The sequence below is a fragment of the Labrys sedimenti genome, from assembly GCF_034424805.1.
Taxonomy (GTDB): Bacteria; Pseudomonadota; Alphaproteobacteria; order Rhizobiales; family Labraceae; genus Labrys; species Labrys sedimenti.
Genome location: NZ_JAXOUF010000023.1, coordinates 43199 through 69480, shown reverse-complemented (window position 1 = coordinate 69480; position 26282 = coordinate 43199). Strand labels below are relative to the sequence as shown.

The 26282-nt window shown below is 63.8% G+C and carries 29 protein-coding genes, 1 tRNA gene and 1 other RNA gene; 10 read left to right on the top strand and 21 right to left on the bottom strand.

Annotated elements, in window-relative coordinates; translation table 11 throughout:
- Nucleotides 1–278 precede the first annotated feature (278 nt).
- On the bottom strand, nt 279–1802 hold the full coding sequence (locus U1R88_RS31415) for an MFS transporter (protein ID WP_322434831.1): 1524 nt from the start codon (nt 1800–1802) through the stop codon (nt 279–281).
- 139 nt (nt 1803–1941) lie between these two features.
- On the opposite strand from U1R88_RS31415, the gene U1R88_RS31410 reads away from it, so the two are divergent.
- Nucleotides 1942–2571 carry a TetR/AcrR family transcriptional regulator gene (locus tag U1R88_RS31410; RefSeq protein WP_322434830.1) on the top strand — a complete coding sequence of 210 codons (630 nt, stop codon included), beginning with the start codon at nt 1942–1944 and terminating at the stop codon, nt 2569–2571.
- Nucleotides 2572–2762: 191 nt separating this feature from the next.
- Here the strand turns inward: U1R88_RS31410 and U1R88_RS31405 are convergent, their stop codons facing one another.
- Nucleotides 2763–2984 (bottom strand): hypothetical protein, encoded by a 222-nt coding sequence (locus U1R88_RS31405; RefSeq protein ID WP_322434829.1) that lies wholly within the window; start codon nt 2982–2984, stop codon nt 2763–2765.
- A gap of 435 nt (nt 2985–3419) precedes the next feature.
- On the opposite strand from U1R88_RS31405, the gene U1R88_RS31400 reads away from it, so the two are divergent.
- On the top strand, nt 3420–3860 hold the full coding sequence (locus U1R88_RS31400; RefSeq protein ID WP_322434828.1) for a host attachment family protein: 441 nt from the start codon (nt 3420–3422) through the stop codon (nt 3858–3860).
- Between the two features lie 81 nt (nt 3861–3941).
- On the opposite strand, the gene U1R88_RS31395 is transcribed toward U1R88_RS31400, so the two are convergent.
- From U1R88_RS31395 to U1R88_RS31385, 3 genes are all read right to left on the bottom strand, one after another.
- Nucleotides 3942–4634, bottom strand: coding sequence for an alpha/beta hydrolase (locus U1R88_RS31395; RefSeq protein WP_322434845.1), 693 nt, complete (start codon nt 4632–4634; stop codon nt 3942–3944).
- Nucleotides 4635–4844: 210 nt separating this feature from the next.
- Nucleotides 4845–5189 carry a hypothetical protein gene (locus U1R88_RS31390; RefSeq protein ID WP_322434827.1) on the bottom strand — a complete coding sequence of 115 codons (345 nt, stop codon included), beginning with the start codon at nt 5187–5189 and terminating at the stop codon, nt 4845–4847.
- Between the two features lie 124 nt (nt 5190–5313).
- Complete coding sequence (locus tag U1R88_RS31385; RefSeq protein ID WP_322434826.1) at nt 5314–6066, bottom strand: Ivy family c-type lysozyme inhibitor; 753 nt, start codon at nt 6064–6066, stop codon at nt 5314–5316.
- A 938-nt stretch (nt 6067–7004) separates the two neighbouring features.
- Here U1R88_RS31385 and U1R88_RS31380 point away from each other — a divergent pair.
- The gene (locus tag U1R88_RS31380) at nt 7005–7610 is read left to right on the top strand and encodes a hypothetical protein (protein ID WP_322434825.1); all 606 of its coding nucleotides are present in this window, start codon (nt 7005–7007) and stop codon (nt 7608–7610) included.
- Nucleotides 7611–7837: 227 nt separating this feature from the next.
- Here the strand turns inward: U1R88_RS31380 and U1R88_RS31375 are convergent.
- From U1R88_RS31375 to U1R88_RS31335, 10 genes are all read right to left on the bottom strand, one after another.
- Nucleotides 7838–7914, bottom strand: a tRNA-Met gene (locus tag U1R88_RS31375).
- Between the two features lie 136 nt (nt 7915–8050).
- Nucleotides 8051–8839, bottom strand: a complete 789-nt coding sequence (locus U1R88_RS31370) for an inositol monophosphatase family protein (RefSeq protein WP_322434844.1) — start codon at nt 8837–8839, stop codon at nt 8051–8053.
- A gap of 138 nt (nt 8840–8977) precedes the next feature.
- Nucleotides 8978–9316 carry a pyridoxamine 5'-phosphate oxidase family protein gene (locus U1R88_RS35845; RefSeq protein ID WP_489671958.1) on the bottom strand — a complete coding sequence of 113 codons (339 nt, stop codon included), beginning with the start codon at nt 9314–9316 and terminating at the stop codon, nt 8978–8980.
- A 39-nt stretch (nt 9317–9355) separates the two neighbouring features.
- The gene (locus U1R88_RS35840) at nt 9356–9523 is read right to left on the bottom strand and encodes a pyridoxamine 5'-phosphate oxidase family protein (RefSeq protein ID WP_311939931.1); all 168 of its coding nucleotides are present in this window, start codon (nt 9521–9523) and stop codon (nt 9356–9358) included.
- 55 nt (nt 9524–9578) lie between these two features.
- A complete protein-coding gene (locus tag U1R88_RS31360) occupies nt 9579–10625 on the bottom strand; it encodes a tetratricopeptide repeat protein (protein WP_322434824.1) in 1047 nt (348 codons plus the stop codon).
- Nucleotides 10622–11272: a thiamine phosphate synthase gene (locus U1R88_RS31355; protein ID WP_322434823.1), complete on the bottom strand. Its 651-nt coding sequence runs from the start codon at nt 11270–11272 to the stop codon at nt 10622–10624. The genes U1R88_RS31360 and U1R88_RS31355 overlap by 4 nt, the downstream gene beginning before the upstream one ends.
- Nucleotides 11273–11401: 129 nt before the next feature.
- Nucleotides 11402–12466, bottom strand: a complete 1065-nt coding sequence (fba, locus tag U1R88_RS31350) for a class II fructose-bisphosphate aldolase (protein ID WP_322434822.1) — start codon at nt 12464–12466, stop codon at nt 11402–11404.
- Between the two features lie 50 nt (nt 12467–12516).
- Entirely contained in the window at nt 12517–13707 is a 1191-nt protein-coding gene (locus tag U1R88_RS31345) for a phosphoglycerate kinase (protein ID WP_068285932.1), read from the bottom strand.
- 246 nt (nt 13708–13953) lie between these two features.
- On the bottom strand, nt 13954–14133 hold the full coding sequence (locus U1R88_RS31340; protein ID WP_322434821.1) for a DUF4177 domain-containing protein: 180 nt from the start codon (nt 14131–14133) through the stop codon (nt 13954–13956).
- Between the two features lie 48 nt (nt 14134–14181).
- Nucleotides 14182–14538 (bottom strand): SPW repeat protein, encoded by a 357-nt coding sequence (locus U1R88_RS31335; protein ID WP_068285930.1) that lies wholly within the window; start codon nt 14536–14538, stop codon nt 14182–14184.
- 111 nt (nt 14539–14649) lie between these two features.
- Between U1R88_RS31335 and U1R88_RS31330 the strand changes: the two genes are divergently transcribed.
- Complete coding sequence (locus tag U1R88_RS31330; protein WP_322434820.1) at nt 14650–15390, top strand: TetR/AcrR family transcriptional regulator; 741 nt, start codon at nt 14650–14652, stop codon at nt 15388–15390.
- A 26-nt stretch (nt 15391–15416) separates the two neighbouring features.
- On the opposite strand, the gene U1R88_RS31325 is transcribed toward U1R88_RS31330, so the two are convergent.
- The 5 genes from U1R88_RS31325 to tkt all read right to left on the bottom strand — a co-directional run bounded on the left by U1R88_RS31325 (nt 15417) and on the right by tkt (nt 21797).
- On the bottom strand, nt 15417–16133 hold the full coding sequence (locus U1R88_RS31325) for a DUF3142 domain-containing protein (protein ID WP_322434819.1): 717 nt from the start codon (nt 16131–16133) through the stop codon (nt 15417–15419).
- Nucleotides 16134–16135: 2 nt separating this feature from the next.
- Nucleotides 16136–18253 (bottom strand): tetratricopeptide repeat protein, encoded by a 2118-nt coding sequence (locus U1R88_RS31320; protein ID WP_322434818.1) that lies wholly within the window; start codon nt 18251–18253, stop codon nt 16136–16138.
- 145 nt (nt 18254–18398) lie between these two features.
- Nucleotides 18399–18557 carry a hypothetical protein gene (locus U1R88_RS31315; protein WP_322434817.1) on the bottom strand — a complete coding sequence of 53 codons (159 nt, stop codon included), beginning with the start codon at nt 18555–18557 and terminating at the stop codon, nt 18399–18401.
- A 103-nt stretch (nt 18558–18660) separates the two neighbouring features.
- The gene (gene gap / locus U1R88_RS31310) at nt 18661–19671 is read right to left on the bottom strand and encodes a type I glyceraldehyde-3-phosphate dehydrogenase (RefSeq protein ID WP_322434816.1); all 1011 of its coding nucleotides are present in this window, start codon (nt 19669–19671) and stop codon (nt 18661–18663) included.
- Between the two features lie 137 nt (nt 19672–19808).
- On the bottom strand, nt 19809–21797 hold the full coding sequence (gene tkt, locus U1R88_RS31305) for a transketolase (RefSeq protein ID WP_322434815.1): 1989 nt from the start codon (nt 21795–21797) through the stop codon (nt 19809–19811).
- Nucleotides 21798–22091: 294 nt separating this feature from the next.
- Between tkt and U1R88_RS31300 the strand changes: the two genes are divergently transcribed.
- The 5 genes from U1R88_RS31300 to U1R88_RS31280 all read left to right on the top strand — a co-directional run bounded on the left by U1R88_RS31300 (nt 22092) and on the right by U1R88_RS31280 (nt 24422).
- Nucleotides 22092–22343, top strand: a complete 252-nt coding sequence (locus tag U1R88_RS31300; protein WP_371260309.1) for a DUF4164 family protein — start codon at nt 22092–22094, stop codon at nt 22341–22343.
- 1 nt (nt 22344) lies between these two features.
- The gene (locus U1R88_RS31295; RefSeq protein WP_068285691.1) at nt 22345–22710 is read left to right on the top strand and encodes a cell division protein ZapA; all 366 of its coding nucleotides are present in this window, start codon (nt 22345–22347) and stop codon (nt 22708–22710) included.
- Nucleotides 22711–22843: 133 nt separating this feature from the next.
- Nucleotides 22844–23001, top strand: a non-coding RNA gene (ssrS, locus tag U1R88_RS31290) — 6S RNA.
- Nucleotides 23002–23023: 22 nt separating this feature from the next.
- Complete coding sequence (locus tag U1R88_RS31285) at nt 23024–23602, top strand: 5-formyltetrahydrofolate cyclo-ligase (protein WP_322434814.1); 579 nt, start codon at nt 23024–23026, stop codon at nt 23600–23602.
- Between the two features lies 1 nt (nt 23603).
- Entirely contained in the window at nt 23604–24422 is an 819-nt protein-coding gene (locus U1R88_RS31280; protein ID WP_322434813.1) for a TIGR00282 family metallophosphoesterase, read from the top strand.
- Between the two features lie 28 nt (nt 24423–24450).
- Here the strand turns inward: U1R88_RS31280 and U1R88_RS31275 are convergent, their stop codons facing one another.
- A complete protein-coding gene (locus U1R88_RS31275; protein WP_322434812.1) occupies nt 24451–25230 on the bottom strand; it encodes a HEAT repeat domain-containing protein in 780 nt (259 codons plus the stop codon).
- A 218-nt stretch (nt 25231–25448) separates the two neighbouring features.
- Here U1R88_RS31275 and U1R88_RS31270 point away from each other — a divergent pair, with 218 nt between their 5' ends.
- Nucleotides 25449–26195 carry a YebC/PmpR family DNA-binding transcriptional regulator gene (locus U1R88_RS31270; RefSeq protein WP_322434811.1) on the top strand — a complete coding sequence of 249 codons (747 nt, stop codon included), beginning with the start codon at nt 25449–25451 and terminating at the stop codon, nt 26193–26195.
- Nucleotides 26196–26282 lie beyond the last annotated feature (87 nt).

Here is a 26282-nt window from a genome sequence, read left to right as displayed (position 1 = left end):
TGAATCAGCTCGTAAGGGGCTTATTTTTGAAGAAACGGCCATCGGTGCGGGGCACCGTTCGCCTTCGGCGGCCCTTTGGCTCCAATTCCTACCGGCAGGGCGTAAGGCCCTCGCATGCCGGCGGATGAAAGCCTGGCTGCCCCGCAGCCAGGTGTGATCACAATTGCGTGTTCAGCCCCGATCGCGCCGCTCGGTGCGCGGACGCCGCCTGCCGATGAAGACATTCGGCACGTCCTCGCGGCAGAATCGCATCGGCAGGCTTCCTCCTTTGAAAGAAGTCAGAGATCGTCGAGGGCAGGATGTGATTCCGGGCGTCGCGCACGGACATGCAAGGCGAGCACCAACGCCAGGGCCGCTGCCAGCCCGACCAGACCGGCAAGGACGATGGCGAGGCAGAACCCATCCGCCAAAGCATGGGCGAGCAGGTGCCGGAAGTCGTCTGCAGCCATGGCCAGGCCAACTGGCATCTCATGCCGCCGTACGGCGAAGCCGGCCAGCGCAAGCGACGACGTCTGCCCGGTTTCGGCCAGGGCCTGTGCCATCGTCGCCACCGCGCGTCCCGCCATCATGGTGCCGAGCAAGGCGACGCCGATGGTCATGCCCCCCTGTCGCAGAGCATTCATGGTCGCGGATGCGGCGCCGGAGCGCGCACGCGGAGCAGAGGCCATGATGGCCGCGCTGGTTGCCGGCACCGCCAGCCCCATGCCGATGCCGAGCAACATGAAAAGCGGTGCGATGGTGACATACGACGTGTCCGGCTCGAACCGTGCCATCATCAGCATGGCGCCGCCGAGCAATATATAGCCGAGCAGCATCAGGCGCCGCAGGCCATAGCGAATGGAGAGACGGCCGAACAGCACTGCCGTTACCGCCATCGCGGCAAAGACCGGTGCCATCCGCCAGCCGGCCTGCGTGGCCGGCCATCCCTGCGCCTGCTGCAGGAAGAGCGAGAAGAAGAACAGGCTGCTATAGCCGGATACGCCGAGAGCGAAGGAAGCGAAATTGAGCGAGGCGAAAGGGAGGTTGCGGAAGAGATCAATCGGCAACACAGGACGACTCGCTTTGCCCTCGATCACGATGAAGGCTGGGAGGGCCAGTGCAGCGATCGCCAGAGCCCCGAGCGTCGTGGGCGCGGCCCAGCCCACCTGCCCCGCGCCGATCAGAGCATAGGTCAGCGCACCCAGGAACAGAATGCTGAGAAACTGGCCCGGCGGGTCAAATGCGGCCTGGTCAGGATCGGCACTTTCGGCGATGCCGATCAGGCCGAGGCCAAAGGCGAGTGCGCCGAGCGGCAGATTCACCAGAAAGATGCTGGGCCAACCGACATTGTCGACCAACAGCCCGCCCAGCATCGGGCCGAGGATCAAAGAAACGGCACTGAAGGACGACCAGCCGCCGATGACGTGCGCCCGCTCGGCGGGATCGGGATAGGCCTGCGTGAGGATCGACAACGCGCCCGGGATGACCAGGGCACCGGCAAGGCCCTGCAGGGCACTGCCGGTGATGAGTACGGCCAGGGACGTCGCCGCCGCACAGATCGCCGATCCCAGCGTGAACAGGCCGATGCCGATGAGCCAAGCGCGCTTGCGCCCATAGCGGTCGCCAAGGGGACCGGCCGAAAGCATGAAAGCCGAAAGACAGAGGGCGTAGGAGCCGACGACCCATTGCAAATCGGAAAGCTCGGCGCCGAGCCCCTTCTGGATGGCCGGCAGCGCCACCGTGACGATGCTGATCGCCAAGGTCGCCATGAAAGTGCCGAGATAAATCGCTGCGACAGCGATCTTTCTGCGTAAGGGAGGCATAACTGTCACCGGACCGGAGGAATTTTCGGCATCGATACATATCGACCGACGGTCGGTCAATTATCTTAAGCTATTCCAAAATCGTTCTAAATATGACAGATAGTCAGTTCATTCAGAATGCTGGCACAAGAGGCGCGGTATGGCCGGAAAAACGGGAGGCGCAGGTACGCCCCTCCGGGGCGAGCGACCGCACCGGCGGCGCATCCAGCCGGCCGAGGTACGGATCGACGACCTGATGTCCGCAGCGGCCGACCTCTTCATTGCCCATGGCATCGAGGCCACCACGGTCGACCACATCGTGGCCCGCGCGGGCGTGGCCAAGGGCACCTTCTACCACTATTTCAACACCAAGACGGATGTCATCCGCGCTCTACGCGAGCGCTTCTCGCAGGATTTTCTGTCTCGAGTCGCCGCGGCCATCGAGGCCTGCCCTCGCGACGAGCATGCCGCCCGGCTTTCAGCCTGGATCAACGGCGCCGTTGCCACCTATCTGGCGAATTTCCGGCTCCACGACGTGGTTTTCCACGATTTCCCCCATAGCCAGCGACAGTCGCGCGAAAAGGAAGAGGTCATTGCCCAGCTCGCCGTCCTACTGGAAGAGGGCCGAGCCGCGGGAGTATGGGCCGTCCCGCAAAGCCGCGCCGTGGCGCTCGTCCTGTTCGATGGGATGCACGGTGTCGTCGACGACGCGATCGCCGCGGGCGAGCATGCGCCCGAGCCGCTGTGCCACCTGCTGTCCGGCCTGTTCTTGCGCATGCTCGCGATCTGATCCGGACCGGAGGGCAGCAACACCCGAAGGCACCGGGCATCCGCAAGAAAGGGGGCGGATTTTCCGGCCAGGCACATGCCAATCCCCAAACGAGTGGGATATCGCGATCAACCGGATCGCATTTTGCTCGAACGCCCTGTCAGGATGCGTTTGCGTGATCGAAAAGCTCGTCGATATCTATGGAAGACGCTCTAGCGTAGCGATTGGCCAAGCGATACCGAGCGGCCTGGCCCCGACATCGGCCTTTTCCTCAAGGTGGCGGATTCGGCAATCAGGGTCACCAGGATCGCGATCGCCAGAAAGGCGACGATGCAGACGGAGAAATGGAATTGCCGGCCGGCATCGCCACGCGAGACGCGGCGGAGGCGGTGGTTTTCCTCGGTGAAGTCCAACAGCGTTTCGTCGCGAGGCATGGCAGCACTCCCTCTGTCACGACAGGCTTCCGATGCCTCTCAATGACAGCGGACCGGTGCTCCGCTCTGTGCGAAATTGCACAGCAGTCTTATGAATTCCTGGTGCTTCAGCTCGAGAAATGACGGTACATTTTGGTTCAAAATAGAAACCTATTATCGTAAAATGCAAGGAATCAAGGCGTTTTCAGAGGAATCAATTCTGGAGGAATTCATCCCATTTTGGTTCGAAAAAACCGACAGGCTCCCTTACGCTGCGATATCGACTATCTTCTGTGCTTGATCTCCAGCTCGCAGGAATCGAGGCGATATCGCATGGAGGACGCTTCGTTCGATCGACATTCAGCCTGTCGCGCAGCAGGAAACTTGGCATCCTGAGCCTGATATAGGAACATTTGAGCGCCTGGATGCATTTGCTTGCAAAGAGGTATGGCAATCATGATCCTAGACGACAAGAACACCCTCGTGCTGGTCGGTGACGGCAGGAAGGCGCTTTTTCTGCGCCAGATCGGACGTGGCAACAAGGCCGGTCTCGCCGTGGACCAGGTCCTGCAGGAAGACAACCCCGCCACGCGGGAACAGGGCACCGACCAGCCCGGGCGTACCGGCACGGGCACCAATGGCCGCACCAGTGCCATCAAGGAAACCGACTGGCATCGGCTGGGTGAAGAACGCTTTGCGGCCGGGCTTGCCGAGATGCTCTATCGGCGCGCCCATGCCGGCCAGTTCGACAGGCTGGTCGTGGTCGCTCCGCCGAAGGTGCTTGGCGATCTGCGGCAGGCCTTCCACCAGGAAGTCCTGGAACGTATCAGCCGCGAAATCCCCAAGCAGCTGACCTCGCATCCGATCGAGGATATCGCGAGGATGCTGCGGGAATAACCGCGCCATCATCCGCTTCAGCCGACCACTATGACCGACCCGAGATCGGATCGGGCACGATGGCGTGGCCTTGAAAAGGCCCTAACCGACGGCGCTCGCCGCTTCGTCGATCAACTGGCTGACCTCAGCCGGCCTGGAAGCGAGCGAAGCATGGCTGGCCTCGAGCGTGATGACCTTGCGCGGATTCATGCGCCCGGACATGCGCTTCTGGTTGTCGGGAGCGATCATGCGGTCGTGACTGGAAATCTGGTACCAGACCGGCTTCACCTTCCAGGCCGGTGTGGTGACGTTGTCGCCGAAGGTGGAAGCCAGCGGCGCTTTCTGGGTGACAGCCATGATCCGGGCCTCCTCGGCGCTCAGATCCTGGCAGAAACTTTCGCCGAACTTGTCATATTTGATCCAGAGGTAGCCATCGCTGTCCGGCGCGATATTGGGGAAGGCTTCGGGCGGGATCTGCTGGCTGATCGCCCCCGGACTTTCGCCGGCATCCGGCGCGAATGCGGCGATATAGACCAGGCCGGCGATGTTCGGCAGGCCACCGGCCTCGGTGATCACCGCGCCTCCATAGGAATGGCCGACCAGCACCACCCTGCCTTCCTGTTGCTTGACCATCTTGCGGGTACGCTCGGCATCGTCCGCCAGGCCGGTGAGCGGCAATTCCACGGCACGGACCTTGTCATATCCCAGGCGCGTGAGTTCCGTGATCACCTTGGCCCAGTGAGCCGCGCCGCCCCAGAAGCCATGGACCAGCACAATCGTCGTATCCTTAGCCATCATCTTCCTCACCCGTGTTGAGCGCGCATGCGCAGGCACCATCCTATCGCGCTTTCGTGTCGGTCCTGCATGAAATGACACGAAGGGAGAGCCCGGGCCTGCCACGCGCGTGGGGGGACCGCCCTTCATCCTGCGCGCCCGTGCGGGTAGAATGAACCGCCCGCGCCTCACGCTGGGATCGTGGTTTCGAGACTGCCCAATCGGCGTCCATCACGGGGCCGGGCCGCACAACTCGTAGAGCGCCTGGCCCATCGTCGCATTGACCGGGCGCGATCTGGCCTGGGGATGGCGGTCCACATAGCGACCGAGCAGTTCCACTGCCGCCCTGTCGGTCATGCCGGCAAGACACTGCCGGCGATGGCGGGTGATCCTGCAGCCGTCACCGAGACAGGTCGAGAGCTGCTCCATCACGATGGCCAGGGCGAACCCCCGCCGATAGTCGTCAGGCCAGGCGAGCCAGGCATCATAGCTCTGCGCCTGCGCTGGGCCGCTGCAGGGCCAGAACGCGACCCCCATGAGCAATCTGCCCGCCGCAAGCCAGTTGCCGCTCTTCATCGCGTGCTCCCGACGTTCCGGATTGCAATGTCGCATTTTTTGCCGAAAGCCGGCAGCCTTTTCACGCTGGGAAAACACGCCCCAACAAGCTGTTGCGAACGAGGCTCGCTTCGCCGGGAGGTCCCTATTTGAACGGGCGCGCCCATTCGGCGAGCCTGCGCCGGAATGCCGGCGGCCAGGCCTTCACGTCCGGCCGGACGGCGATAGGCTTGTCGCTTTCCTTCCAGGCCAGAAAGACCTGCTTCTTCGAGACGTCGACGATGTAGAATGCCGTCTCGTCCGGGCACTGGATCTTCAGGCAGGACGAGCCGACCACCGCATCGCCCTCGACATCGACGCTGCCCAAGCCGTTCAGGAGGCGCTTGAATGTCGCCTCGTCCGGCCCGAGCATCTCGACCAGCCGGCTGGCGATCGTGCCATAGCTGAAGATCTGGCTGGGATGCTGTGCTTTCAGGTCGAGCGCATTCAGCCAGATCATCGGATCGGGTGCGGTGGCCGTCTTCTGCGGGGCGGAGAAGCCCGTCTCCGGCAGCCATACCCATCGGGTACCATTGCCATAGGACGTGCTCTCCTCGAAGACGAAGCCGACGCCGGAACTCACATATTCCACGTTCTGGCATTCCCCGATGGGACCGTCGAAGCGTGCCGGCTTGCCCGGTAGGAAAGCAATGATGAACCGTGCAGGCGCGCAGGCATTGCCGCCGCTGCCGGCGTAACCGATCGCATAACCGGCCTGCCCGATGACGCCGATCTTCTCGAGGGCGATCACGCCGTTCTCGGCAACGAGCTTGCCCTCGACCTCGAGCTGGCGGCCGTCGTCGTCCGTATCGATGAGAGCGATCTTGCGTCCGAACAGCTCCAGAGGCTGCCAGCGCACGGGCTTTCCAGCCTGGGCTGATGCAGCCAGGAACAGGCCCAGCCCAATCCCCAGGCAAAGCTTCGCGGCAAGGCCGACACATGGGCTCGGCCGGGAAACCCCGTAAAGGACTGGCCCCTTGCAGATCTCTCTCGCTCCTCCCCGCAGGCCGACCGCAAGAAATCCGCCCCGCCTCATCGCACCCTGCATCGATATACTCCTGCCAGACAGGCGTCGATAACAGGCATGTAATAGCACTGGCCCCGTCATCACCACTGTTCCGGCCGGAGCAATTTGCACCGCAAGCCGCCGCTCCAATCGCCACCGAACTGTTTCGCGTGGTTTCGGTCGGGGCGTTCGACGCCTCCAGACTCGTATGTCCCCGTGAACTTGACCACATCGGTATGGTAACGGAAACGCGATGACGGCGCCCATGATGGCTATCGCTGAGCTATTCAGGAGCGCAATCGGGCGCACGCCATGCGAGGAGGTGCCATCCCGGCCCAGGCGATACGAAGCCTGAACCATAGGCGGAGCATGCCGCCGATGGATATCTGATGAGAGAGGGAGGCCCGGGCGGACGGTTGCTGAGGCTGTCATCCGGGCCTCCGGCCTCCATCCTCGTCAGGCGGGAAGCCCATCAAGGCTACTTGTGACTCAGTTCGGGAGCAATCGCCTCTTTAGCACTAGTTCTTCCAGGTGCGAATGCGTGGCGGTTCCGTCTTCCGATCGCGTCAATGACGCCATCAATTTTCCCGTAGCGATGGACTACCATCTTCCTTGAAAGGACAATTGCCCCAAAACGTCATCGAGCTTCGCCAATACCCGTTCTGCAATACCTCATGCAAATGCGCCCCGGCGAGGCATGCACCATTGCCCCCGCCGGCGATAAACCTATAGCCTGCCGAATGGCCATGCTGCCGTAGCTGACCGTTTGAAAACCAGGAGGTATGCAAGGAATGCGACAGGCCAAAACGCCGCCGCTTCATCCGCTCAAACTTGCCCTCATAGCCGCCCTTGCAGTTCTTGCGCGCCCCGTGGACGCCAAAGACCTTTCCGACTTCGAGCGAATACTTCCCAAAAGCGTTGCGGGCATGAATCAGGTCAAGATTCATAAAACAGCAACGGACGGGCAGGTCATTGCCTTTTATGGAGGCAAGGCCGGCCGGGCCACGGTCTTTATCCTTCCCGTAAGTGGCGAGAATGCCCGCGGCGTCACTCGCGCCTCGCAGGCCGTACTCCTGGATGCCACAGCGGCGGGGCTTAAGGAGGGCACGAAGGCACTGGGAGACAACTACTGGACAGGCTCGGTTCAAACGCACGCGCTCAAGGCCGACAACGTCGAGATGGCCTGCACCAAGGTGGAAATGCGGCAAGGTGGCCAGAATGGACCGCCGGACCAGATGCGTCTGATGGATCGCCGTTGCTTCACCCAGGTAGGGGACGTTGTGATCGGAACCTATGTGACGACGCCGTTCAAAGAACCGCTTCGATCTTCGCTGGAGAAGGATCAGCTTATCTTCTGTGGTGCCTTCACCTCAGCAGTGGTCAATGAAAAGCGATAGAAACGACCTTCCAGTGCCGCCAAGACCGCGGCCTATGACATTTTATCGATCTGCGATCGTGCCTGGCCGAGCCCCACTCCGTCCAGACACCAGCCAGTTGGGCCGTCTAGGTTCGACGCTACGCAAGCTGTTCAACCAATGGTTGGCGCAGAAAGCGTTTTCGGCTTCCTGCCAGCACCGCACACGAAAACCGCGCTGCCGTTCGATCATCTTTTCTATGGGAGAAATGGTAGCGGGAGAGGGACTTGAACCCCCGACACGCGGATTATGATTCCGCTGCTCTAACCAGCTGAGCTACCCCGCCACGAGGCCCGGCGCTGCCGGACGGGCGGCTTATGCAAGGCTGGGCCGAAACTGTCAAGCGGGTGGGAGAGGAAATCTTCTCCCCTCCCCGTTTTTGCCGCATCTCCGGCCCCGCAGCCGCGATGTCAGGCCCGATATCAGGCTTTGGCGAAGAGCCCGAGCAGGCCCTTGTGGATGGCCTCGTTGCCGGCCACGATGTCGCCGGTATCCAGCATGGTGTCCCCGCCCCGGATGTCGGAGATGAAGCCGCCGGCTTCGCGTACCAGCACGATGCCAGCCGCCAGGTCCCAGGACGAGAGCCAGCGCGAGGCCAGACCGTCGAGGCGGCCGGAAGCGACATAGGCCAGGTCCAAAGCGGAGGCGCCGAAATTGCGCACGCCGGCGACCTTGCCCATCACGGCGCCGAGATCGGCGAGGTTGGTTTGGTGCTGGCCGCGGCCGAGGCGCGCCAGGCTCATGCCCACCATGGAATCCTCCATCAGGCGGCGGCCGGAGACGCGGATGCGGCGTTCGTTGTGGAAGGCGCCCTTGCCGCGCTCGGCCACGAACAGGTCCTCGGTGGCGGGATTGTAGACGACGCCGGCCACCAGCAGGCCCTCGCGCTCCAGCGCCACCGAAACCGCGAAGAAGGGCACGCCATGCAGGAAATTGGTGGTGCCGTCGAGCGGATCGATATGCCAGCGATGGGTCTTGTCCGCGCCTTCGACGACGCCGGTCTCCTCCATCACGAAGCCATAGCCCGGGCGCGCCCGCTCCAGTTCCTGATGCAGCGTGCGCTCGGCCTTCTTGTCGGCGATGGAGACGAAGTCGCCCGGCCCCTTGGCCGAGACCTGCAGGTTCTCGAGCTCGCCGAAATCGCGTTTGAGACCCTTGCCGGCCTTGAGCACGGCAGCAACCATCACATTCATCAAAGGTGAACGCAGCATCATGGAACTTTCAAATAACGGTCGCCCCGCAGATCGGGGCGCGAGAATGGGAAGCGGCCTGTCTAATGGAAAATGCCGCCGATATGAACGGGAAAATGCGACCGGCGCGAAAATTCGAATCGCGGCAGCCTGCGGCGCTCACAGGCCCTGATAATAGGCCTTCCAATGGCTGCGCAGCGCCTCTTCCTCGGCGCCGATGTCATAGGCGGGCGACGAGATCGGCTTCACGGCCTCGACGCGCACCTTCACGAAATGGCGGATGCGGTCGGCCAGCGCGCCCCAGCGGTCGAAAGCAGGGCGCAGGGCCGCGAAGGCCACATCCTCGCGCGAGATGATCTCGCAGCGGCCGCGAATGCGCACGCCCTTGCGGGCGAGCACATCGACGAAATTGATCTCCACCACCGGGCGCTCGCGGATGTTGCGCAGGGTGCCGGGGGAGCGTGCCTCTCCGAAAACGACATGGTAGTCGTCCAGCACCAGAGCAAAGCGCGTTTTAGTAGAAACGCCCTTTTGCTCTCACTCTTTGGCTCGACGCGTCTTTGCGATTCGAGGTGAGGCCTCAAATCGCAAAACGCTTGGCATCATGCCCTTGGGCGACAGATTGGGCGTGCCGTCGGGATTGACGCTCGCCACATAGCCGAGCGAATGGCGCTCGATCACTGCCCTCGCCGCCGCATCCAGCACCGCCGGCCTCCCCTTGTCGATCCCTCGGCCACCCTGCGGAAAATGCCGGTTGGCATCACATGCCGTAGAAGCGGGCCCCCTGAATGGCTGCCGCCCGCACTTCCGGCGTTTGCCGCGCGACATATTCGTCGAGCTGCTTGTCCTCGAGCCCGGCAGCCTTGGCCAGCAGATGCCACATGCAGGCCAGAACCGGATTGGGCGCCAGGCCCATGCCGGCCGCATACATGCGCGCCAGGCGGTTGCGGGCGATCGGCGAACCGCGCAGGGCGGCGCGCTCGAACCAGTCGGCCGCCATTTCCTGGTCGCGCGACACGCCCTCGCCGTTGAAGAGGGCGATGGCATATTCCACCATGCCGTCGACATTGTTGGTATTGGCCGAGGCGAGGAAGTAGTCGGCCGCCTTCTTCTTGTCGGCCGGTACGCCCTTGCCTTCCTTGGTCAGCACGCCGAGCGAATAGAGGGCATCGCCATTGTTGGCGAGCGCCGCCTGGCTGAAGCGCTTATAGGCGGTGGCATAATCGGGCGGGCCATTGGTGGTGCGCAGGGCGATAATGCCGAGATTATAGGCGGCCTCCGGCACACCCAGCTCGGCGGCGCGGTTGAGCAGCAGCATGCCGCCTGGCTCGTCCTTAGGCACGGTCTTGCCCAGGAGCTTGGTCATGCCATAGGCGAACATGGCATTGCGGTCACCGCGCTCGGCCGCCTCGGAATACCATTGCGCCGCCTTTGCCGGATCGGGCGGCACGCCCAGGCCATTGGCATAGAGCTGCGCGATCAGGGTCATCGCCGCGGGGTCCTTGTCGGACACCACGCGCTTGGTGGCTTCCTCCAGCGCCTTGAGATAGTAGCCGCGCTGGAAGGCGCCATAGGCCAGGTCCGGCGGCGGGCCAGCCGGTGCAGCGGGCGCCGCGGCCTCCGCGGGCTTGGCCGCGTCAGGCGCAGGCTGTGCCGGCGTGCCCGTCTCCACCGGCTTGGCCGCCTCGCCGCCATGGGTGCCGGCGGGTTGCGCGGCATCGGCCGGGGCCGATGGTTCCGCCCGGCCCGGCAGCGAGATAAGAAGGACCGGCAGCGCCAGCGCGGCCGCAACAGCGATGCGCTTCATGCGAGACTCCCTCTCTGCTTCAGCAGCCGGTCCGCCAGCGCAACCGCTTCGGCAGGCCCCTGCTCGTGATTCCAGACGGCATTGCCGAGCGCCACGAAATCGGCTCCGGCGTCGGCGAGCAGCGGCACCGCCGCCAGGTCTGGCGCGAAGGCGACGCAGGGCACCTCGAAGAGCTCGGCCCACCAGGCGGTGCGCTCCACCACCCCCTCCAGCGGCGGCAGGCGCCCGTCGCGCGCCGGCTCGCCGAACATGACATAGTCGACCCCGCTTTCGGCGACGATCATAGCCTCGTCGCGCGTCCGGATGCCGCCCGCCCCGACGATGCGCTCCGGCTTGAAGCTGTCGAGCGCATCTGCAAGGCCCTTGCGGCCGTCATTGAGATGCACGCCATCGGCCCCTGCCCGCGCCACCACCGCGCTCCAGCCGCTGACGAGCAGCGCCGCGCCCGCGCCCTGTACCACCGGCGCGATCTCCTTGATCAGCTTCTTGGCGCTGTTGTCGTCGCCGGCCACAGGGGTGAACAGCACGCAGGCAACGTCGCCGGCCGACAGCGCGGCCCGCAGGGCCGGCAGGAAGGCGGCGACATCGTCGATGGCGGGGGTGACCAGATAGATCTGGACGGGGGGATGGGGTGGAACTTCAGCCATGGCGGGAATCCCGGGAATCCTTCTTCTCGCTACGGCATCGGGGCCGATCCCGGAATCGGCGCCGATGCTGTAAGGTTTCGTCATCGCTTCGCATTGGCGGGGAAACGCGAAGCTTTTTTCCTGAACCGCTCAAGCGAATTTCGGCTCGAGCTTGCCGGCCTTGTAGCCCTTGGCCATCTCGTGAAGCGGAATGACCTTGATCTTGGCAGCCTGGCCGGCCGTGCCGAATTCCTCATAGCGCTGCTTGCACAGCTTGATCATCGCATCCTGGGCGGGTTTCAGATATTTGCGCGGATCAAATTCGCCCGGATTTTCGGCAAAGATGCGGCGGATCTGGCCGGTGATCGCCATGCGGCAATCGGTATCGATATTCACCTTGCGCACGCCATGCTTGATGCCGAGCTGGATTTCCTCCACCGGCACGCCCCAGGTCTGCGGCATCTCGCCGCCATATTTGTTGATGATGTCCTGGAGTTCCTGCGGCACCGAGGACGAGCCATGCATGACCAGGTGCATCTCGGGCATGCGCTGGTTGATCTCCTTGATGACGTTCATCGCCAGGATGGCGCCATCGGGCTTGCGTGAGAACTTGTAGGCGCCGTGCGAAGTGCCCATGGCGATGGCAAGCGCATCGACCTTGGTATCCTTGGCAAACCTCACCGCCTCGTCTGGATCGGTGAGCAGCAGGTCATGCGAGAGCTCGCCTTCGGCGCCGTGGCCGTCCTCGGCTTCGCTCATGCCGCTTTCCAGGCTGCCGAGCACGCCGAGTTCGCCCTCCACCGAGGCGCCGACCCAATGGGCCATGTCGACGACGCGGCGGGTGATGCCGGCATTATAGGCATAGTCGGCCGGCGTCTTGCCGTCCTCCTTGAGCGAGCCGTCCATCATCACCGAGGTGAAGCCGGCCTGGATGGCGGTCAGGCAGGTCGCTTCGTTGTTGCCATGATCTTGATGCACGCAGACCGGGATGTCGGGATAGATCTCGACCGCCGCGTCCATCATCTTGGTCAACATGATGTCGTTGGCATATTGGCGCGCCCCGCGGGAGGCCTGCATGATCACCGGCGAGCCGGTGGCCTTGGCGGCCTCCATGATGGCGATTACCTGCTCCATATTGTTGATGTTGAAGGCAGGGACGCCATAGCCGTGCTCGGCGGCATGGTCGAGCAGCTGGCGAAGAGTGATGCGTGCCATTGCGAGATCTCCGAGACGGTCGGCGTGGGTGGCGAGCCGTACGACGCCGTTCAGGCGCGCAGGATCTCCACGCCCGGCAGCGGCTTGCCCTCCAGCCATTCGAGGAAGGCACCGCCCGCCGTCGAGACATAGGAGAACTGGTCGGCCACCTTGGCATGGTTGAGCGCCGCCACCGTGTCACCGCCGCCGGCAACCGAAAGCAGCTTGCCGGCCTTGGTGCGCGCCGCGACATGCTTGGCGGCGGCCACCGTGCCGTGGTCGAAGGGATGCAGCTCGAAAGCGCCCAGCGGGCCGTTCCACACCAGCGTCTCAGCCTCGTCGATGGCGCCCTTGATGCGCTCCACCGATTGTGGGCCGGCATCGAGGATCATGCCGTCGAGCGGGATCGAATCGAGGCCATAGGCATGGTTCGGCGCATCGGCGGCGAAATGATAGGCCACCACGGCGTCAACGGGCAGGATGATGGCGCAATTGGCTTTCTCAGCCTTGGCGAGGATGGAGCGTGCAGTATCGGCAAGGTCACGCTCGGCCAGCGATTTGCCCACGCCGACACCCTGCGCGTGCAGGAAGGTGTTGGCCATGCCGCCGCCGATGATGAGGGCATCGACCTTGGCGACGAGATTGCCGAGAAGCTCGAGCTTGGTGGAGACCTTGGCGCCACCGACTACGGCGACGACCGGGCGCTTGGGCTGTTCGAGCGCACGCGACAGCGCCTCGATCTCGGCCTGCATGGTGCGGCCGGCATAGGCGGGCAGAACGTGCCCGAGGCCCTCGGTGGAGGCATGGGCGCGGTGGGCGGCCGAGAAGGCATCATTCACCCAGATGTCGCCATTGGCCGCCAGCGCCTTGACGAAGTCGGGATCGTTCTTTTCTTCGCCCGGATGGAAACGGGTGTTCTCCAGGCAGAGGATGTCGCCCGGCTGCATCGCCGCGACCGCCTTGGCCGCGGCCTCGCCGATGCAATCCTCGGCAAAGGCGACGGGCCGCTTGGCGATCTCGGCGAGCTTGGCGGCAACCGGCTTCAGGCTCTCCTTGGGGTCCACGCCCTTGGGCCGGCCGAAATGGGCGAGCAGAATGACCTTGGCCTTGGCACGGGCGAGTTCCAGGATGGTGGGGATGATGCGCTCGATGCGGGTGGCGTCGCCGACGACGCCATTCTCCATCGGGACGTTCAGGTCGACGCGGACCAGAACGCGCTTGTTTTCCACATTCACGTCGTCGAGGGTGCGAAAAGCGCTCATGCCTGTCCTGTCCATCTGTTTTCGGCAAGGTGCCCAGGGCGTCAGCATGGATTGGCACCAACCCATACCGAACACACGCCCTAGCACACCCCGCCCGCCTCACAAAATCACCGGCGAGCAATAGAGCAAGCCGACGGATCGATAAAGCGGTGAACGCGAAGGACAGGCTGAAATTGCTGCGCCCGGCCAGGCAGCGCGATACAGGCAGATCGGCTGGTCAAGGCAGGCGCATCGGGCAACGCGTTCTCACCCCTTCCTGCGTTCGAGCAATACGGGCAGGTCTTCAGCCGTGAAGGATGGATGGGCCCTGAGATCGATGCTCACGACCCGCCATCCCTGTGCCGCATATTCGTTGAGGCGCTCGACGATGGTGGCGAACCGGTCCGCCTGGCCATCGATGTGAATCTTTTCGAGACGATATTCCATCAGGATATCCTTCCCTGCGTCCGCGGCCGGCATGAAGTCCGGCTCGTCTCAATTCGTCTTCGCATGACGAAAACGCCACTCCGCCGCCAGCGAGATCACCACCACCAGCCCGCCGGCCAGCCAATGGGTGCGCTCGGCACCCATGTTCGATGCGAAGCCCAGGGCCCATGGCGCCAGGATGAGCCAGGCCCCCAGGGCCATCGTGACCCATTCCTCCCATTGCCTGAACTCGCTCAGGGCGGCGAAGGCCAGATAGGCGAGCAGGAAGGCCATGGTCCAGGCATGCCAGGTCGGCACCGGCATCGTCCGGAACCCGGCCAGCCAGGGCGCGCCGAACAAGGCGAGCGCCACCAGCACCAGCAGCCAGTCTTGAACTCGCTTTCCTGAAAACAGGATCGAAACCATCGTCGCCTCCATGACCATTGCACCAGCGTTTGGAAATGACATTTATATCGTATTGCGATATAAATTCCAACGCGAAGCCGATGGCTCGCGAGGCTGTGAAGGAACTCGACCGTGGCTGCAGATCTCAACTCCGATTTATTCTCCCCATTCATCCCGATGAAGAGCAATGACGATTCGATCGCCTGCGCCCGGCACTTGCTGCGCGCCGCCCGAAGGAAGTTCTTCACCAGGCCCTACGACGCCGTGAGCCTGGAGGAGATCGCCGCGAGTGCCGGCATTACCGAGGCGAAGGCGCTCGGCCTGTTCGCCAGCAAGGAGGAATTGTTCGCATCGCTCGTCGTCCAGGAGATGGCTGCCGCCGCGGTCGAAATCTGGTGCAGGACGATCGGATCGACCGACATGGAAGCGGTCCTGCTGCAAGTGGCGCGCAACTATGTCGGCTTGTTCGGTTCGAACCGCGCAAGGGAAATCTATCGCTCGCTGATCTGCGTGTCGGCACGCTTTCCCCATCTCGGCCGCATCATCTATGAACATGGCGCCAGGGTCCTGCTCGAAAGACTGTCGGGCTACATTGCGGCCCGAAGCGCGCAAGGCTGCCTGGCCGTCCCCGATCCCGACCTCGCCGCACAGCAATTCCTGAGCCTGGTCCACGGCAATTTGCACCTGCGCGAAGTGCTCGCCGCCCAGCCCGTCAGCGATGCCGAGATCGACCGCGTGATCGAAAGCGGTGTTCGTCTCTTCCTCGCCGGATATCGGCGGGACCAGCCCCCTGAGTCACGCGCAGCGCGCTCCGAGCATCTTGCTAGATCTGCCGGTGAGTGTCGGTCCGCCGGCGGCGCGACATCTCATTGAACGAAGGCAACCGCACGATCCCGAGATCAACGCCGCGCCGGATTCTGCAGGAACACGACATAGCCGCGAAACCAGGGATTGGCTGCCAGGCCAGGTGGCTCCTGCCAGTCGCCGGCCTGCACCAGACCGATGCGGAAGGGCATCTGCAGCCGGCTCAGGCGCGAAAGATAGGCGGCATAGCCGGGGATCGTTCGGCGGCCCTGATAGGTCTGGATGATCACTTCGTCGACGGTACCGCCGAGCGCTTCAAGCCCTTTGGGATCGCCATTGCTGCTCCAGTCCATCAGGCCGGTAATGCCGAGCCTGTATTCGGCCGGCAATTGGCGGCGCAGGCCCGCGAGGAAGGAAGCGTAGCTCTCCAGGTGGCGCGTACGGGCATCGAAATCGATCTGCAGGCCGATGACACGATTGCCCGCTGCTCGCCAGCGCCCGAGCTGGGCCAGGACCTGGGTATAGATCTCGGGCGGCCAGGCCAGGGTATCGACGCGTACCACCAGCCATAGCGGCGTATCGGGAAGACGCGGAACGGCACTTCGCCGGGACAGGAGACGAATCGGCTCCCGGGCACCGACCTCCGAGCCGAGCAAATAGAGTTCGCGCGCTCGCGCCAGGGCCGGCTGCGTCTTCACCCCCGCCCACAGCCAGAAGCTATGATAGCGGCCGATATCGACGGGAGCCTCCGCCGCGGCTACACGGCCGGCGACCGCCAGGAATACCGCGAGGGCCCACGCCGAGCGCTGCATGTCTACCAGTAATATTCGAGAGACTGCGCCCAGTTCGATTGCGGATAATCGCGTTTCAATTTCTGGAACCAAGCCTTTCGCTGGGCGACGGGCACCACGCTGTCGTCGCAGCCATTCTTGCTCGTTGGCGCGAAGCACCAGATGGCACGATAGAGGGAATAAGCCTTCTGATCGGATGTCGCCCCCGCTGAGTCGGCAATGGAGCGATACGCTTCGAGCCGCGAGAATTTCCGGCCGGGAAACTGTACCCCCTTGCCGCCGAGCTCATCCTTGGCCGGCGGTGCGTCGAGGAAATCATGGTCGAGGCCGTTGAGGCGGATGAACTCGCCCAAACACAGGCGCGCCCCGATGTCGCGTGGATTGGCAGCCAGCGTCGCAACGCTGCTCTTGAGGTCCGGGCAGGCGAAATCCGACGCCGTTTGCGGTTTGGCGAACACATCCGCGGAGGGTGGGGGGGCGCCTTCAGCATCATCGGCATCCGCTTGGACCTTGGCATCAGTGGGGACCAAAGCCAAATCCTCCGGAAAGGCCTTGTAGGCACCGCGGGTAAGGTCGCGGTAGAGAAGCACGTACAGGGCGGTCGCACGCTCGGCCGGCGAGGCAGCGGTATCCTTTGTCTGGCGGCGCAGCAATTCGGGGCCGGCGCTGTAGCGCAGCAAGGTTCGCCGGATGGTCTGGTTGCTGACTGGCGAGGCTGGCTCGAAGAGCCGTTCGGGCTTGCCTGCCCGCTCGTCATACAGGGCCAGGGCAAGCTCGATGACGACACGCTGGCTGGTTAGGCTCGCTCCCTCGACGAGATCGAGCCAAAAGCCGCGGGCATTGCGGTCCTTCACGGCATCCAGTGCCGCACCGCGCAGCACCTGCCGGCTGAATTCGAGATTGGTGTAGCTATTCTGGCGTGCCCGGTCCGCAATCAGGTCCAACACGGCACGCGGCTGGCGGGCGACATGGAACTGATAGGAAGCCAAGAGATAGTCGAACAGGTCCGTCTTGCCCGCGAAGAATTCGCGCTGCCCGTTCAGCTCGTTCAGGGTAAGGGCCTTGCTGCAGCAGGCCTCACCGCTGAGGGCGCCATCCTTGCGCATGCGGACCAAGTCCAGGATCGCCAGCAGCACGGGGGAACGCACCTGCTCCGCCCCCAGCAGGGGCAGCAGCTTGATGTCCAGCTCCTGGGCGAGATCGGCATCGGAAATGCCCCGCTCGCTCGCCTTCTGCCCCAAGAGCCGCTCATAGTCGGCGAGCAGCTTGGCATTGGCCCCGCTGATCCAATAGACGCGGCGCAGCAGTCCGCGCGCGGAAGCGGCATAGCGCCCGTTCGGATAGGCGGCCAGATAGTCCTGCAGGGCCTTTTCCGCTTCGGTTGCCTTGCCGGCATCCCGCTGCGGGACATCCTTGAGGTTGCCATACTCGTCAAAGGCACCGGCCTGCAGATGGTTCACCTCGACGCGGCCCAGGAGATAGCGCCCGCTCTCCCGCAGCCAAGCCTGGGCAGAGCCGCTCAAGGCTGAAAAATGCTGGGTGGCGGCGCCGAAGTCGCCGGCATAGAAGGCCGCCGCCCCCATGAGATAGGCGGCAAAGTCCTTGGCCAAAGGCGACTGCGCATGTTCGGCTGCGGCCACAACGGCCTGCTGGCCGGCATTGGCTCCGGTGCAATCCGGCCGCAGGCCCTGCCGGGCGGCGATGAGTTCGTCCCTTTCGCCCGCCGTCACGCCCTGCTCTGCCTTGAGGGCCTCCACGAAATCGGCTGCACCGGCATCGTTGCTGCGGCAGCGCGAGCCCTCGCCCGCGGCATAGAGCCCATTGCCGCCGATCGAAGCGGACGGGTACAGCGTGCTTCGGAAGGTCGCCCAATCACTTGGCGCCGCCAGTGCCTTGCTGGCGCCATCCTCATTCGGCCGGGTTGGTGCGAGCGGCGCATCGCCCTGCTCGCCCAGCAGGAGCAGCAGATTGGCTCGCGTATCGTTGCCGGGCTGCAGGACGGCGAGATTGCTGCAACCATTCGATTCGGTTCCCGCGATCGTCCAGCTCGGCTCGCAGCCACCATCGGAACTGGCTCGAGCCGCCCCCGGGCTCAAAACGGCGAAGATCAGAACGATCAACCAGATGCCTCGCCGAGCCATATGGCTGTACTCCTCTTCCCATGCCGCTTGCAGCACCAGTCAATCACAGCCTCCCGCTCGGGGGCAAGCAACCGGTACCGGACACCGGCAATTCCGGGCGTGGAGGCTAAGCAAAACAAAAGGTGGCGCAGTTACCTACGGCACCTCAGCCGCCGTCTTCGGCGCCATGTATCGTCCCGCTATGCTTGTTGATCTCGCTGCGCTCGCGCGTCCTGGCATTGAACGGCAGGGCCTGACGAAATGCGAGGAGCAGGAAGGCCAGCAAGGCCACGATGCTCAACAGCCCCGGCAACATATCTCCCATGAAGCACGCCCTCCTGGCGACTTCTCGAGCATACCATAACCCGAAATGAAAACGGCGCCCCGGTTGTCCGGAGCGCCGTCTTCAGTTCAGCTGAGCGCCGAACTCAGATCAGGCTGGCAAAATGCACCGCCGTGTCGGCCATGCGATTCGAGAAGCCCCACTCATTGTCGTACCAGGTCAGGATGCGCACGAACTTCTCGTCGATGACCTTGGTCTGGTCGAGCGCGAAGATCGAGGAAGCCGGGTTGTGGTTGAAGTCGCGGCTCACCAGCGGCTCGTCGGTATAGGCCAGCACGCCCTTGAGCGGGCCGCGCTTGGAAGCCTTGATGATGGCCTCGTTGACCTTCTCGACGCTGGTCTTCTTCTTGGTGTTGATCTTGAGATCGACCACCGAGACGTTCGGCGTGGGCACGCGGACCGAGGTGCCGTCGAGACGGCCCTTGAGCTCGGGCATCACCAGACCGACGGCCTTGGCAGCACCGGTCGAGGTCGGGATCATCGACAGCGCCGCGGCGCGGGCGCGGTAGAGATCCTTGTGCATCTGGTCCAGCGAAGGCTGGTCGTTGGTGTAGGAATGGATCGTGGTCATGAAGCCGCGCTCGATGCCAAAGGCATCGTGCAGCACCTTGGCCACCGGCGTCAGGCAGTTGGTGGTGCAGGAGGCGTTGGAGATGACCAGGTGATCCCCAGTCAGGTCCTGGTGATTGACGCCATAGACCACGGTGAGGTCGGCGCCGTCGCAGGGCGCGGAGACGATCACACGCTTGGCGCCGGCCTTGAGATGGGCGGCCGCCTTGTCGCGGGACGTGAAGATGCCGGTGCATTCCATCGCGATATCGATGTTCAGCTCCTTGTGCGGGAGCTGGGCCGGATCCTTGATCGCGGTGACCTTGATCTTCTTGCCCTGCACGACGATGGAATCGCCCTCGACCTTCACCTCGGCGGGGAAGATGCCGTGGATCGAATCGTAGCGCAGCAGATGGGCGTTGGTCTCCACCGGCCCGAGGTCGTTGATGGCGACGATCTCGATATCCTTGCGCTTGCCTTCGACGATGGCGCGCAGGATGTTGCGGCCGATGCGGCCGAAGCCGTTGATGGCGACACGAACTGTCATCCGATATTTCCTTTCTCTGCCTTCAGCTAGAGCATTTTCCGGAAAAGCCGATCGACTTCTCGATTAGGAAAACGCGTCAAAACAAAGAGTTAGAGCGGAGCGCACTTGTGCGCGCCCCGCCCGTTTACAGCTCATGCTCAGCCGTTGTGGCGGCGCAGGGCGGTTTCGGCCACGGCTTCCGCCGTGATGCCAAAATGGTTGTAGAGGTCCTTGATCGGACCGGAGGCGCCGAAGCCGGTCATGCCGACGAAGCCGCCATCGGGGCCGATCACGGCGTCCCAGCCGAAGCGGACGGCAGCTTCCACGGCGACCTTCACCGGCGCGTCGCCGATGATCTTGGCCTTGACCTCTTCCGGCTGTGCCAGGAGCAATTCCAGCGAAGGCACCGAGACCACCCGGGTCGGCACGCCGCGCTGGTTCAGGATGGCGCGGGCGTTCATGGCGATCTCGACCTCGGAACCGGAGGCGAACAACGTCACCGCGGCCTTGCCGCCGCCGGAGCCGGCCAGCTCATAGGCGCCCTGGGCGCACAGATTGGCCGAGGTGGCTTCGCGCAGCAGCGGCAGGTTCTGGCGGGTCAGCGCCAGGATGGTCGGGCCATTGGTACGCTCGAGGGCGAGCTGCCAGCATTCGGCGGTCTCGATCGCGTCGCAGGGGCGGAACACGCGCATGTTCGGAATCGCGCGGCACGCCGCCAGATGCTCGACCGGCTGGTGGGTCGGGCCATCCTCGCCGAGGCCGATCGAGTCATGGGTCATGACATAGACCGGGCAGGTGCCCATCAGCGCCGCCAGGCGGATGGCCGGGCGGGCATAGTCGGTGAAGACGAAGAAGGTGCCGCCGGCCGGCACGAAGCCGCCATGCAGATAGATGCCGTTCATCGCGGCGGCCATGCCGTGCTCGCGGATGCCCCAATGGATGTAGCGGCCCTTGAAGTCCTTCGGCGTGATCTCGACCAGGCCCTTGGCCTTGGTGTTGTTGGAGGGCGTCAGGTCGGCCGAGCCGAGCACCAGTTCCGGCATGACCTCGACGATGACGTTGAGGGCGGCTTCGGACGACTTGCGGGTCGCCATCGCGGTCGGGTTGGCGGCAAGCGCCTTCTTGTGGGCAAGGATGGCCTTGCCGAGCTTGGCGGGGCGCACGTGATCCATGCGGCGCGTGAACTCGGCCTGCTTGCGCTCGGACAGGGTCGCGAAGCGTTCCTCCCAGCCCTTGCGGTCTGCGGCGCCACGCGAGCCGGCCTCGCGCCAGGCCTTGAGCACGTCGGCGGGCACCTCGAAGGGCGCACCGGTGATGCCGAGATTTTCCTTGGAGAGCTTGGCTTCTTCCGGCCCCAGCGGTTCGCCATGGGCCTTGGAAGTACCGGCGCGGTGGGGCGAACCGAAGCCAATGGTGGTCTTGCAGGCGATCAGCGTCGGCTTGTTCGACTTCTGGGCGGCCGCGATGGCGGCAGCGATGGCGTCCTGATCATGGCCGTCGACATTCACGGCGCGCCAGCCGGCGGACTGGAAGCGCTTGATCTGGTCGACCGAGTCCGAAAGCGTCAGCGGGCCATCAATGGAGATGCCGTTGTGATCCCACAAGACGATCATCTTGTTGAGCTTGTAGTGGCCGGCGAGCGCGATCGCCTCCTGGCTGACGCCTTCCATCAGATCGCCGTCGGAAGCAATCACATAGGTGTAGTGGTCGACCACCTTCTTGCCGAACTGGGCGGCCAGCATCTTCTCGGCGAAGGCGAAGCCGACGGCGGTGGAGATGCCCTGGCCGAGCGGGCCGGTGGTGGTCTCGACGCCGACGGTGTGGAAGTTCTCCGGATGCCCGGGGGTCTTGTGGCCGAGCTGGCGGAAATGCTTGAGCTCCTCGACCGTCATGCCGGGGACGCCGGTCAGATAGAGCAGCGAATAGAGCAGCATCGAGCCGTGGCCGGCCGACAGGATGAAGCGATCGCGGTCGGCCCAATGGGGATTGGCGGCATCGAACTTCAGGAAACGCGTGAACAGGACGGTGGCGACATCGGCCATGCCCATGGGCATGCCGGGATGGCCGGACTTGGCGGCCTCAACCCCATCAATCGCCAAGCCACGGATGGCGTTGGCCAGGCGGTTCTGCATTTCGGTGAGTGCCATGGAGTGTTTCCTGATGAAATTCGCCGGAATTTGGCAAAAAGAGCGGTGGGTTCTTAGCACCTCATCCCCGACTGTCAATGATCCCAGGGCTTGTGCCCGAAATTCGCGCAACCAATAGTGGGGCGATCGAAAGCAGGAGGTATCATCAGGGGAAGGCCAGCGGCTTTCACTTGGCCATGGGGCGAAACCGCGATACTTTGATATTTAAGCAAAAACGCGGAGCGGCCCTGTCATGATTCGATGGAATGCCGCCATAGGGAAAGAGTGAGTAAGCCCTTGTCTGTGGATGCAGCCTTGCAACGATTGAATATGGCCCTGGCCCAGCTCGAGGAGGCCGCCGACCATCGCGCGGAACTCGACCGCACCATCGGCGGACATCGCATCGAAGTGCAGGCACTCTCGGAGGATCGCAACCGGCTGGCCCTGGAACTCGACGCGAGCTATGCACGGTTCGCTGCTATGGAAACCGCCAATCGCGACGTATCGCGACGCCTCGACCAGGCGATGGATTCCATCCGCTACGTGCTTGAGCCCCAGGACAGCTAGCATGGCGCATGTATCCGTCACCATTGCGGGCCGCGCCTATCGCATGGCGTGTGACGAGGGTCAGGAGGAACACCTCCTCGGCCTCGGTCGTCAGCTCGATGCCAAGATCGACGCCCTGCGTTCCTCTTTCGGCGAGATCGGCGACATGCGCCTTGCCGTGATGGCGGGCATCATGGTCGCAGACGAACTGTCGGAAATGCAGCGACGAGCGGCCTCCCTGCAGCATGATCTCGACGAATTGCGTCAGACACGCGACAATGCGCTGCAGCGCGAGCAGCAGACCCAGATGCGGGTGACGCAGGCCCTGACCGACGCCGCCAGCCGGGTCGAGAAGCTGATCGATTCCTTGTCGAAGACCGGCGTCTAGCGCTTCCCGTATTTTCTGGATCCGCAGGAGTCTGGATCGCAGGAGAATGCCTGCGATTCCGGCAGGTCCGCGCTCCCAGCAATATTTTCATCGACCTCTGGCGCTCGCACCGTCTCGCCCTTATTATCTCGGTGCGGTGCTGCCTGGTTCGTCAGGACAACTGTATCCCCGGGGCCATACGACTCCCAAGGGAGCTGTCACTGTTCTCGCTCGAGGGCTTGGACATTACGGCGCCCACCTACATCAGTAGGCGCCCGGGATCGAACCGTCCAACGGCCGAGGTGGCCCGCTCCCTCCTCTTTTCAAGCGTGTAATGGCCTCCACCGATCACAAGACCCAGTTGCGCCACAAGGCAATGGCGGCGCGCTCAGAGATCCGCGGTCATCAGCGCCAGGCCGCAACGGCGAGAGCCGCCCATCACGCCTTCAGTCGCCTGAAATACACCAGCGGCATCGTCGGCCTCTACCAGGCTTTTCGCGACGAGATCCATCCGGACGAGATCGCCGAACGCCTGCACCATACGGGCCGCAGGCTCGCCCTGCCGACCACACCGAAATATGGCCACCCCCTCACCTTCCGGGCCTGGGCGCCAGGCGACCCCCTGGTGGTCGGTCGCCACAACATTCCCGAGCCTGCGCCCGAGGCAGAAGAAGTCCATCCCCAGGTGCTGCTGGTGCCCCCGGTCGCCTTCGACCGCCGCGGCTACCGCATCGGCTATGGCGCGGGCTTCTACGACCGCACCATTCCGCAATTGCGGGCGATTCACCCCGTCTTCACCCTCGGCTATGCCTTCGCCTGCCAGGAAGTCGCGTTCCTGCCGTCCGAGCACCATGACGTGCCGCTCGATGCCATCGCCACCGAAAACGAAATCATCACTGTGACGGGGCGTTAGCATGCGCATCCTTTTTCTCGGCGACATCGTCGGCCGCACTGGCCGCAATGCGGTGATCGAACGCCTGCCGGGCCTGCGCGAAGCCTGGAAGCTCGATGCGGTTATCATCAATGGCGAGAACGCCGCGGGCGGCTTCGGCCTGACCGAGGCGATCTTCGACGAAGTGGTCTCTGCGGGCGCCGACGTGGTGACGCTCGGCAACCATTCCTTCGACCAGCGCGAAGCCCTCGTCTTCATCGAGCGGGCGCCGCGGCTGATCCGTCCGGCCAATTATCCCAAGGGTACGCCGGGGCGCGGCGCCACCCTGGTGGACCTGAAGAACGGCACCCGCCTGCTGGTCATCCAGGTGATGGGCCGGGTCTATATGGATGCGCTCGACGATCCCTTCGCAGCCCTCGAGCGCGAGCTCGCGGCCTGCCCCCTCGGTCTCGGCGCCGACGCCGTGGTGGTGGACGTGCACGCCGAAGCCACCAGCGAAAAGCAGGCGCTCGGGCATTTCGCCGACGGCCGCGCCAGCCTGGTAATCGGCACCCATACCCATGTGCCGACGGCGGATCATCAGATCCTCAGCCACGGCACGGCCTATATGTCGGATGCCGGCATGTGCGGCGACTATGACAGCGTGCTCGGCATGGACAAGGAAGAGCCGGTGCGCCGCTTCATCCAGAAGACGCCGGGCCTGCGCTTCGAGCCGGCGACCGGCGAGGCGACCCTGTCGGGCTTGGCCGTGGAAACCGACGACCGTACGGGCCTAGCGCTGAAGATCGCCCCGGTGAGAATCGGCGGGAAGCTGTCGCAGGCCGAGCCGGCGTTTTGGTGACCGTAACCTCTGTTCGCAGCAGGCGCCGCTATTCCGACGCTGACTGCAGGAGAGCGACCAAATCGGCCGGAACGAACTCCTGCCCGCCCGCCAGATCAAGATAGATCTTCGCGGCATCTTCGAAATGGCCGCCCCTGTCATTTGAGCCTGACAGTTCCTTCACGAGCAGGGCGATACCGCGGCGGTCTCGTCGCCGGGCGAGGCCCTGAAGGGCCTCGCCGCGCACCATTTCATCCTCGTCCATGGCATTTGTCAGCAATGCGGCACGAATGACCTCACCATCCGCCACAGACTGCGCCACGGCCCTTGTCGCCCAGTCGCGGGCTCGAACTTCTTCTTTGTCCGTCATGAGGCGCAGCAAAACCTGAACGGCCTCCTCGCTCTGTGGTTCACCAAATGAGAAGGCCACGGCATAACGCACAATAGGATCCAGGTGGTCGGCAAAGCGGATAAGATCGGGCTGGCAGCGTAGATTGCCGAGATGGCCGAGCGAGAACAAAGTGCATCGCAGTACCTCCAGGTCCGACTCCGAGCGAGCAAGCTCCACAAGGGTGTCGCAACATTCCTTCGGAAAACTGCGTTCGTGGCCGAGTTCCCCCAAGATCCTCGCACCGACGAAACGCCGTATCGAATCCTCTGAACGGCAGAGTCTCATGGCGGCATCCAGGACCTCCCGGCTGCCCCGTACCTGCAATTCGACGAGCGCTTCATTGCGAGAGCTTTCGTCTCGCCTCTCGTGTTCGACGGCCTGCTCGATCAGATCGACGTTCGCCTGGGGATGGCGGGAGCCGGACGGCGTCCGTGACATAGTGATTCTCCGACGATCCGGGGCAAGGCCAGCGCGCTCGCCACAAAAACCAAGCCAACAAGCTTCTAGGCATAAGCCAGAAAACCCGAGAAATCTCGCGGTCGCAGCCTGAGTCGCCAAGCCGGGATGGATTTTTCTCGCCGCCGCTTCTATAAGCCGCGCCACAATTCATTGAGCTCGCGCTTCGCTGAGCCCCAGATCGACACAAGGCAGGACACATGGCCGGTCATTCCCAGTTCGCCAACATCATGCACCGCAAGGGCAAGCAGGATGCAAAGCGTTCCAAGCTCTTCTCCAAGCTCGCCCGTGAAATCACGGTGGCGGCCAAGCTCGGCTTGCCCGATCCCAACATGAATGCGCGCCTGCGCGCAGCCATTCTCGCCGCCCGCGCCGAGAACATGCCCAAGGACAATATCGACCGCGCCATCAAGAAGGCCGCCGGCGCCGATGGCGAGAACTATGACGAGATCCGCTATGAGGGCTATGGGCCCGGTGGCGTGGCGCTGATCGTGGAAGCCCTCACCGACAACCGTAATCGCACCGCCTCCGATGTACGCTCCTATTTCACCAAGGCCGGCGGCAATCTGGCCGAAACGGGCGCGGTGTCCTTCATGTTCGACCGTGTCGGCGTGGTCGAGTACGACGCGGACAAGGGCTCGCCGGATGCCATGCTGGAAGCGGCGCTGGAAGCCGGCGCCGATGACTGCGCCTCCTCCGAGGACGGTCATGAATTCATCTGCGCCGCCGAGAACCTTGCCGAAGTCACCAAGGCCCTGGAGACCCAGCTTGGCGAAGCCCGCAAATCCAGCCTGGTCTGGCGCCCGCAGAACACGATCGCCGTCGACGACGAAACCGGCGAGAAGCTGATGCGTCTGGTCGACAATCTCGACGACCATGACGACGTTCAGCATGTCTATGCCAATTTCGAGCTTTCCGACGCGCTGATGGCAAAGCTGGCGGAGTAAATCGGAGCGCGGTCATCGCGCCAAGCGGCGCGGTCGGGCTGGGCGGGCGGGGGCGCGCCCGCGGTTGGTGGAGTTAGGGCGGGCCCG

Excerpts from the sequence above, each read along its gene's own strand:
- tkt (WP_322434815.1), bottom strand. The coding sequence starts at position 21,797 with ATGGCACTCACCGAAATGCAGAACCGCCTGGCCAACGCCATCCGTGGC.
- U1R88_RS31345 (WP_068285932.1), bottom strand. The coding sequence starts at position 13,707 with ATGAGCGCTTTTCGCACCCTCGACGACGTGAATGTGGAAAACAAGCGC.
- fba (WP_322434822.1), bottom strand. The coding sequence starts at position 12,466 with ATGGCACGCATCACTCTTCGCCAGCTGCTCGACCATGCCGCCGAGCAC.
- U1R88_RS31320 (WP_322434818.1), bottom strand. The coding sequence starts at position 18,253 with ATGGCTCGGCGAGGCATCTGGTTGATCGTTCTGATCTTCGCCGTTTTG.
- U1R88_RS31325 (WP_322434819.1), bottom strand. The coding sequence starts at position 16,133 with ATGCAGCGCTCGGCGTGGGCCCTCGCGGTATTCCTGGCGGTCGCCGGC.
- gap (WP_322434816.1), bottom strand. The coding sequence starts at position 19,671 with ATGACAGTTCGTGTCGCCATCAACGGCTTCGGCCGCATCGGCCGCAAC.
- U1R88_RS31315 (WP_322434817.1), bottom strand. The coding sequence starts at position 18,557 with ATGGGAGATATGTTGCCGGGGCTGTTGAGCATCGTGGCCTTGCTGGCC.
- U1R88_RS31340 (WP_322434821.1), bottom strand. The coding sequence starts at position 14,133 with ATGGAATATCGTCTCGAAAAGATTCACATCGATGGCCAGGCGGACCGG.
- U1R88_RS31270 (WP_322434811.1), top strand. The coding sequence starts at position 25,449 with ATGGCCGGTCATTCCCAGTTCGCCAACATCATGCACCGCAAGGGCAAG.
- U1R88_RS31395 (WP_322434845.1), bottom strand. The coding sequence starts at position 4,634 with ATGGCTAAGGATACGACGATTGTGCTGGTCCATGGCTTCTGGGGCGGC.
- U1R88_RS31380 (WP_322434825.1), top strand. The coding sequence starts at position 7,005 with ATGCGACAGGCCAAAACGCCGCCGCTTCATCCGCTCAAACTTGCCCTC.
- U1R88_RS31390 (WP_322434827.1), bottom strand. The coding sequence starts at position 5,189 with ATGAAGAGCGGCAACTGGCTTGCGGCGGGCAGATTGCTCATGGGGGTC.
- U1R88_RS31405 (WP_322434829.1), bottom strand. The coding sequence starts at position 2,984 with ATGCCTCGCGACGAAACGCTGTTGGACTTCACCGAGGAAAACCACCGC.
- U1R88_RS31410 (WP_322434830.1), top strand. The coding sequence starts at position 1,942 with ATGGCCGGAAAAACGGGAGGCGCAGGTACGCCCCTCCGGGGCGAGCGA.
- U1R88_RS31360 (WP_322434824.1), bottom strand. The coding sequence starts at position 10,625 with ATGAAGCGCATCGCTGTTGCGGCCGCGCTGGCGCTGCCGGTCCTTCTT.
- U1R88_RS31280 (WP_322434813.1), top strand. The coding sequence starts at position 23,604 with ATGCGCATCCTTTTTCTCGGCGACATCGTCGGCCGCACTGGCCGCAAT.
- U1R88_RS31335 (WP_068285930.1), bottom strand. The coding sequence starts at position 14,538 with ATGGTTTCGATCCTGTTTTCAGGAAAGCGAGTTCAAGACTGGCTGCTG.
- U1R88_RS31415 (WP_322434831.1), bottom strand. The coding sequence starts at position 1,802 with ATGCCTCCCTTACGCAGAAAGATCGCTGTCGCAGCGATTTATCTCGGC.
- U1R88_RS31275 (WP_322434812.1), bottom strand. The coding sequence starts at position 25,230 with ATGTCACGGACGCCGTCCGGCTCCCGCCATCCCCAGGCGAACGTCGAT.
- U1R88_RS31355 (WP_322434823.1), bottom strand. The coding sequence starts at position 11,272 with ATGGCTGAAGTTCCACCCCATCCCCCCGTCCAGATCTATCTGGTCACC.
- U1R88_RS31295 (WP_068285691.1), top strand. The coding sequence starts at position 22,345 with ATGGCGCATGTATCCGTCACCATTGCGGGCCGCGCCTATCGCATGGCG.
- U1R88_RS31400 (WP_322434828.1), top strand. The coding sequence starts at position 3,420 with ATGATCCTAGACGACAAGAACACCCTCGTGCTGGTCGGTGACGGCAGG.
- U1R88_RS31370 (WP_322434844.1), bottom strand. The coding sequence starts at position 8,839 with ATGCTGCGTTCACCTTTGATGAATGTGATGGTTGCTGCCGTGCTCAAG.
- U1R88_RS31285 (WP_322434814.1), top strand. The coding sequence starts at position 23,024 with ATGGCCTCCACCGATCACAAGACCCAGTTGCGCCACAAGGCAATGGCG.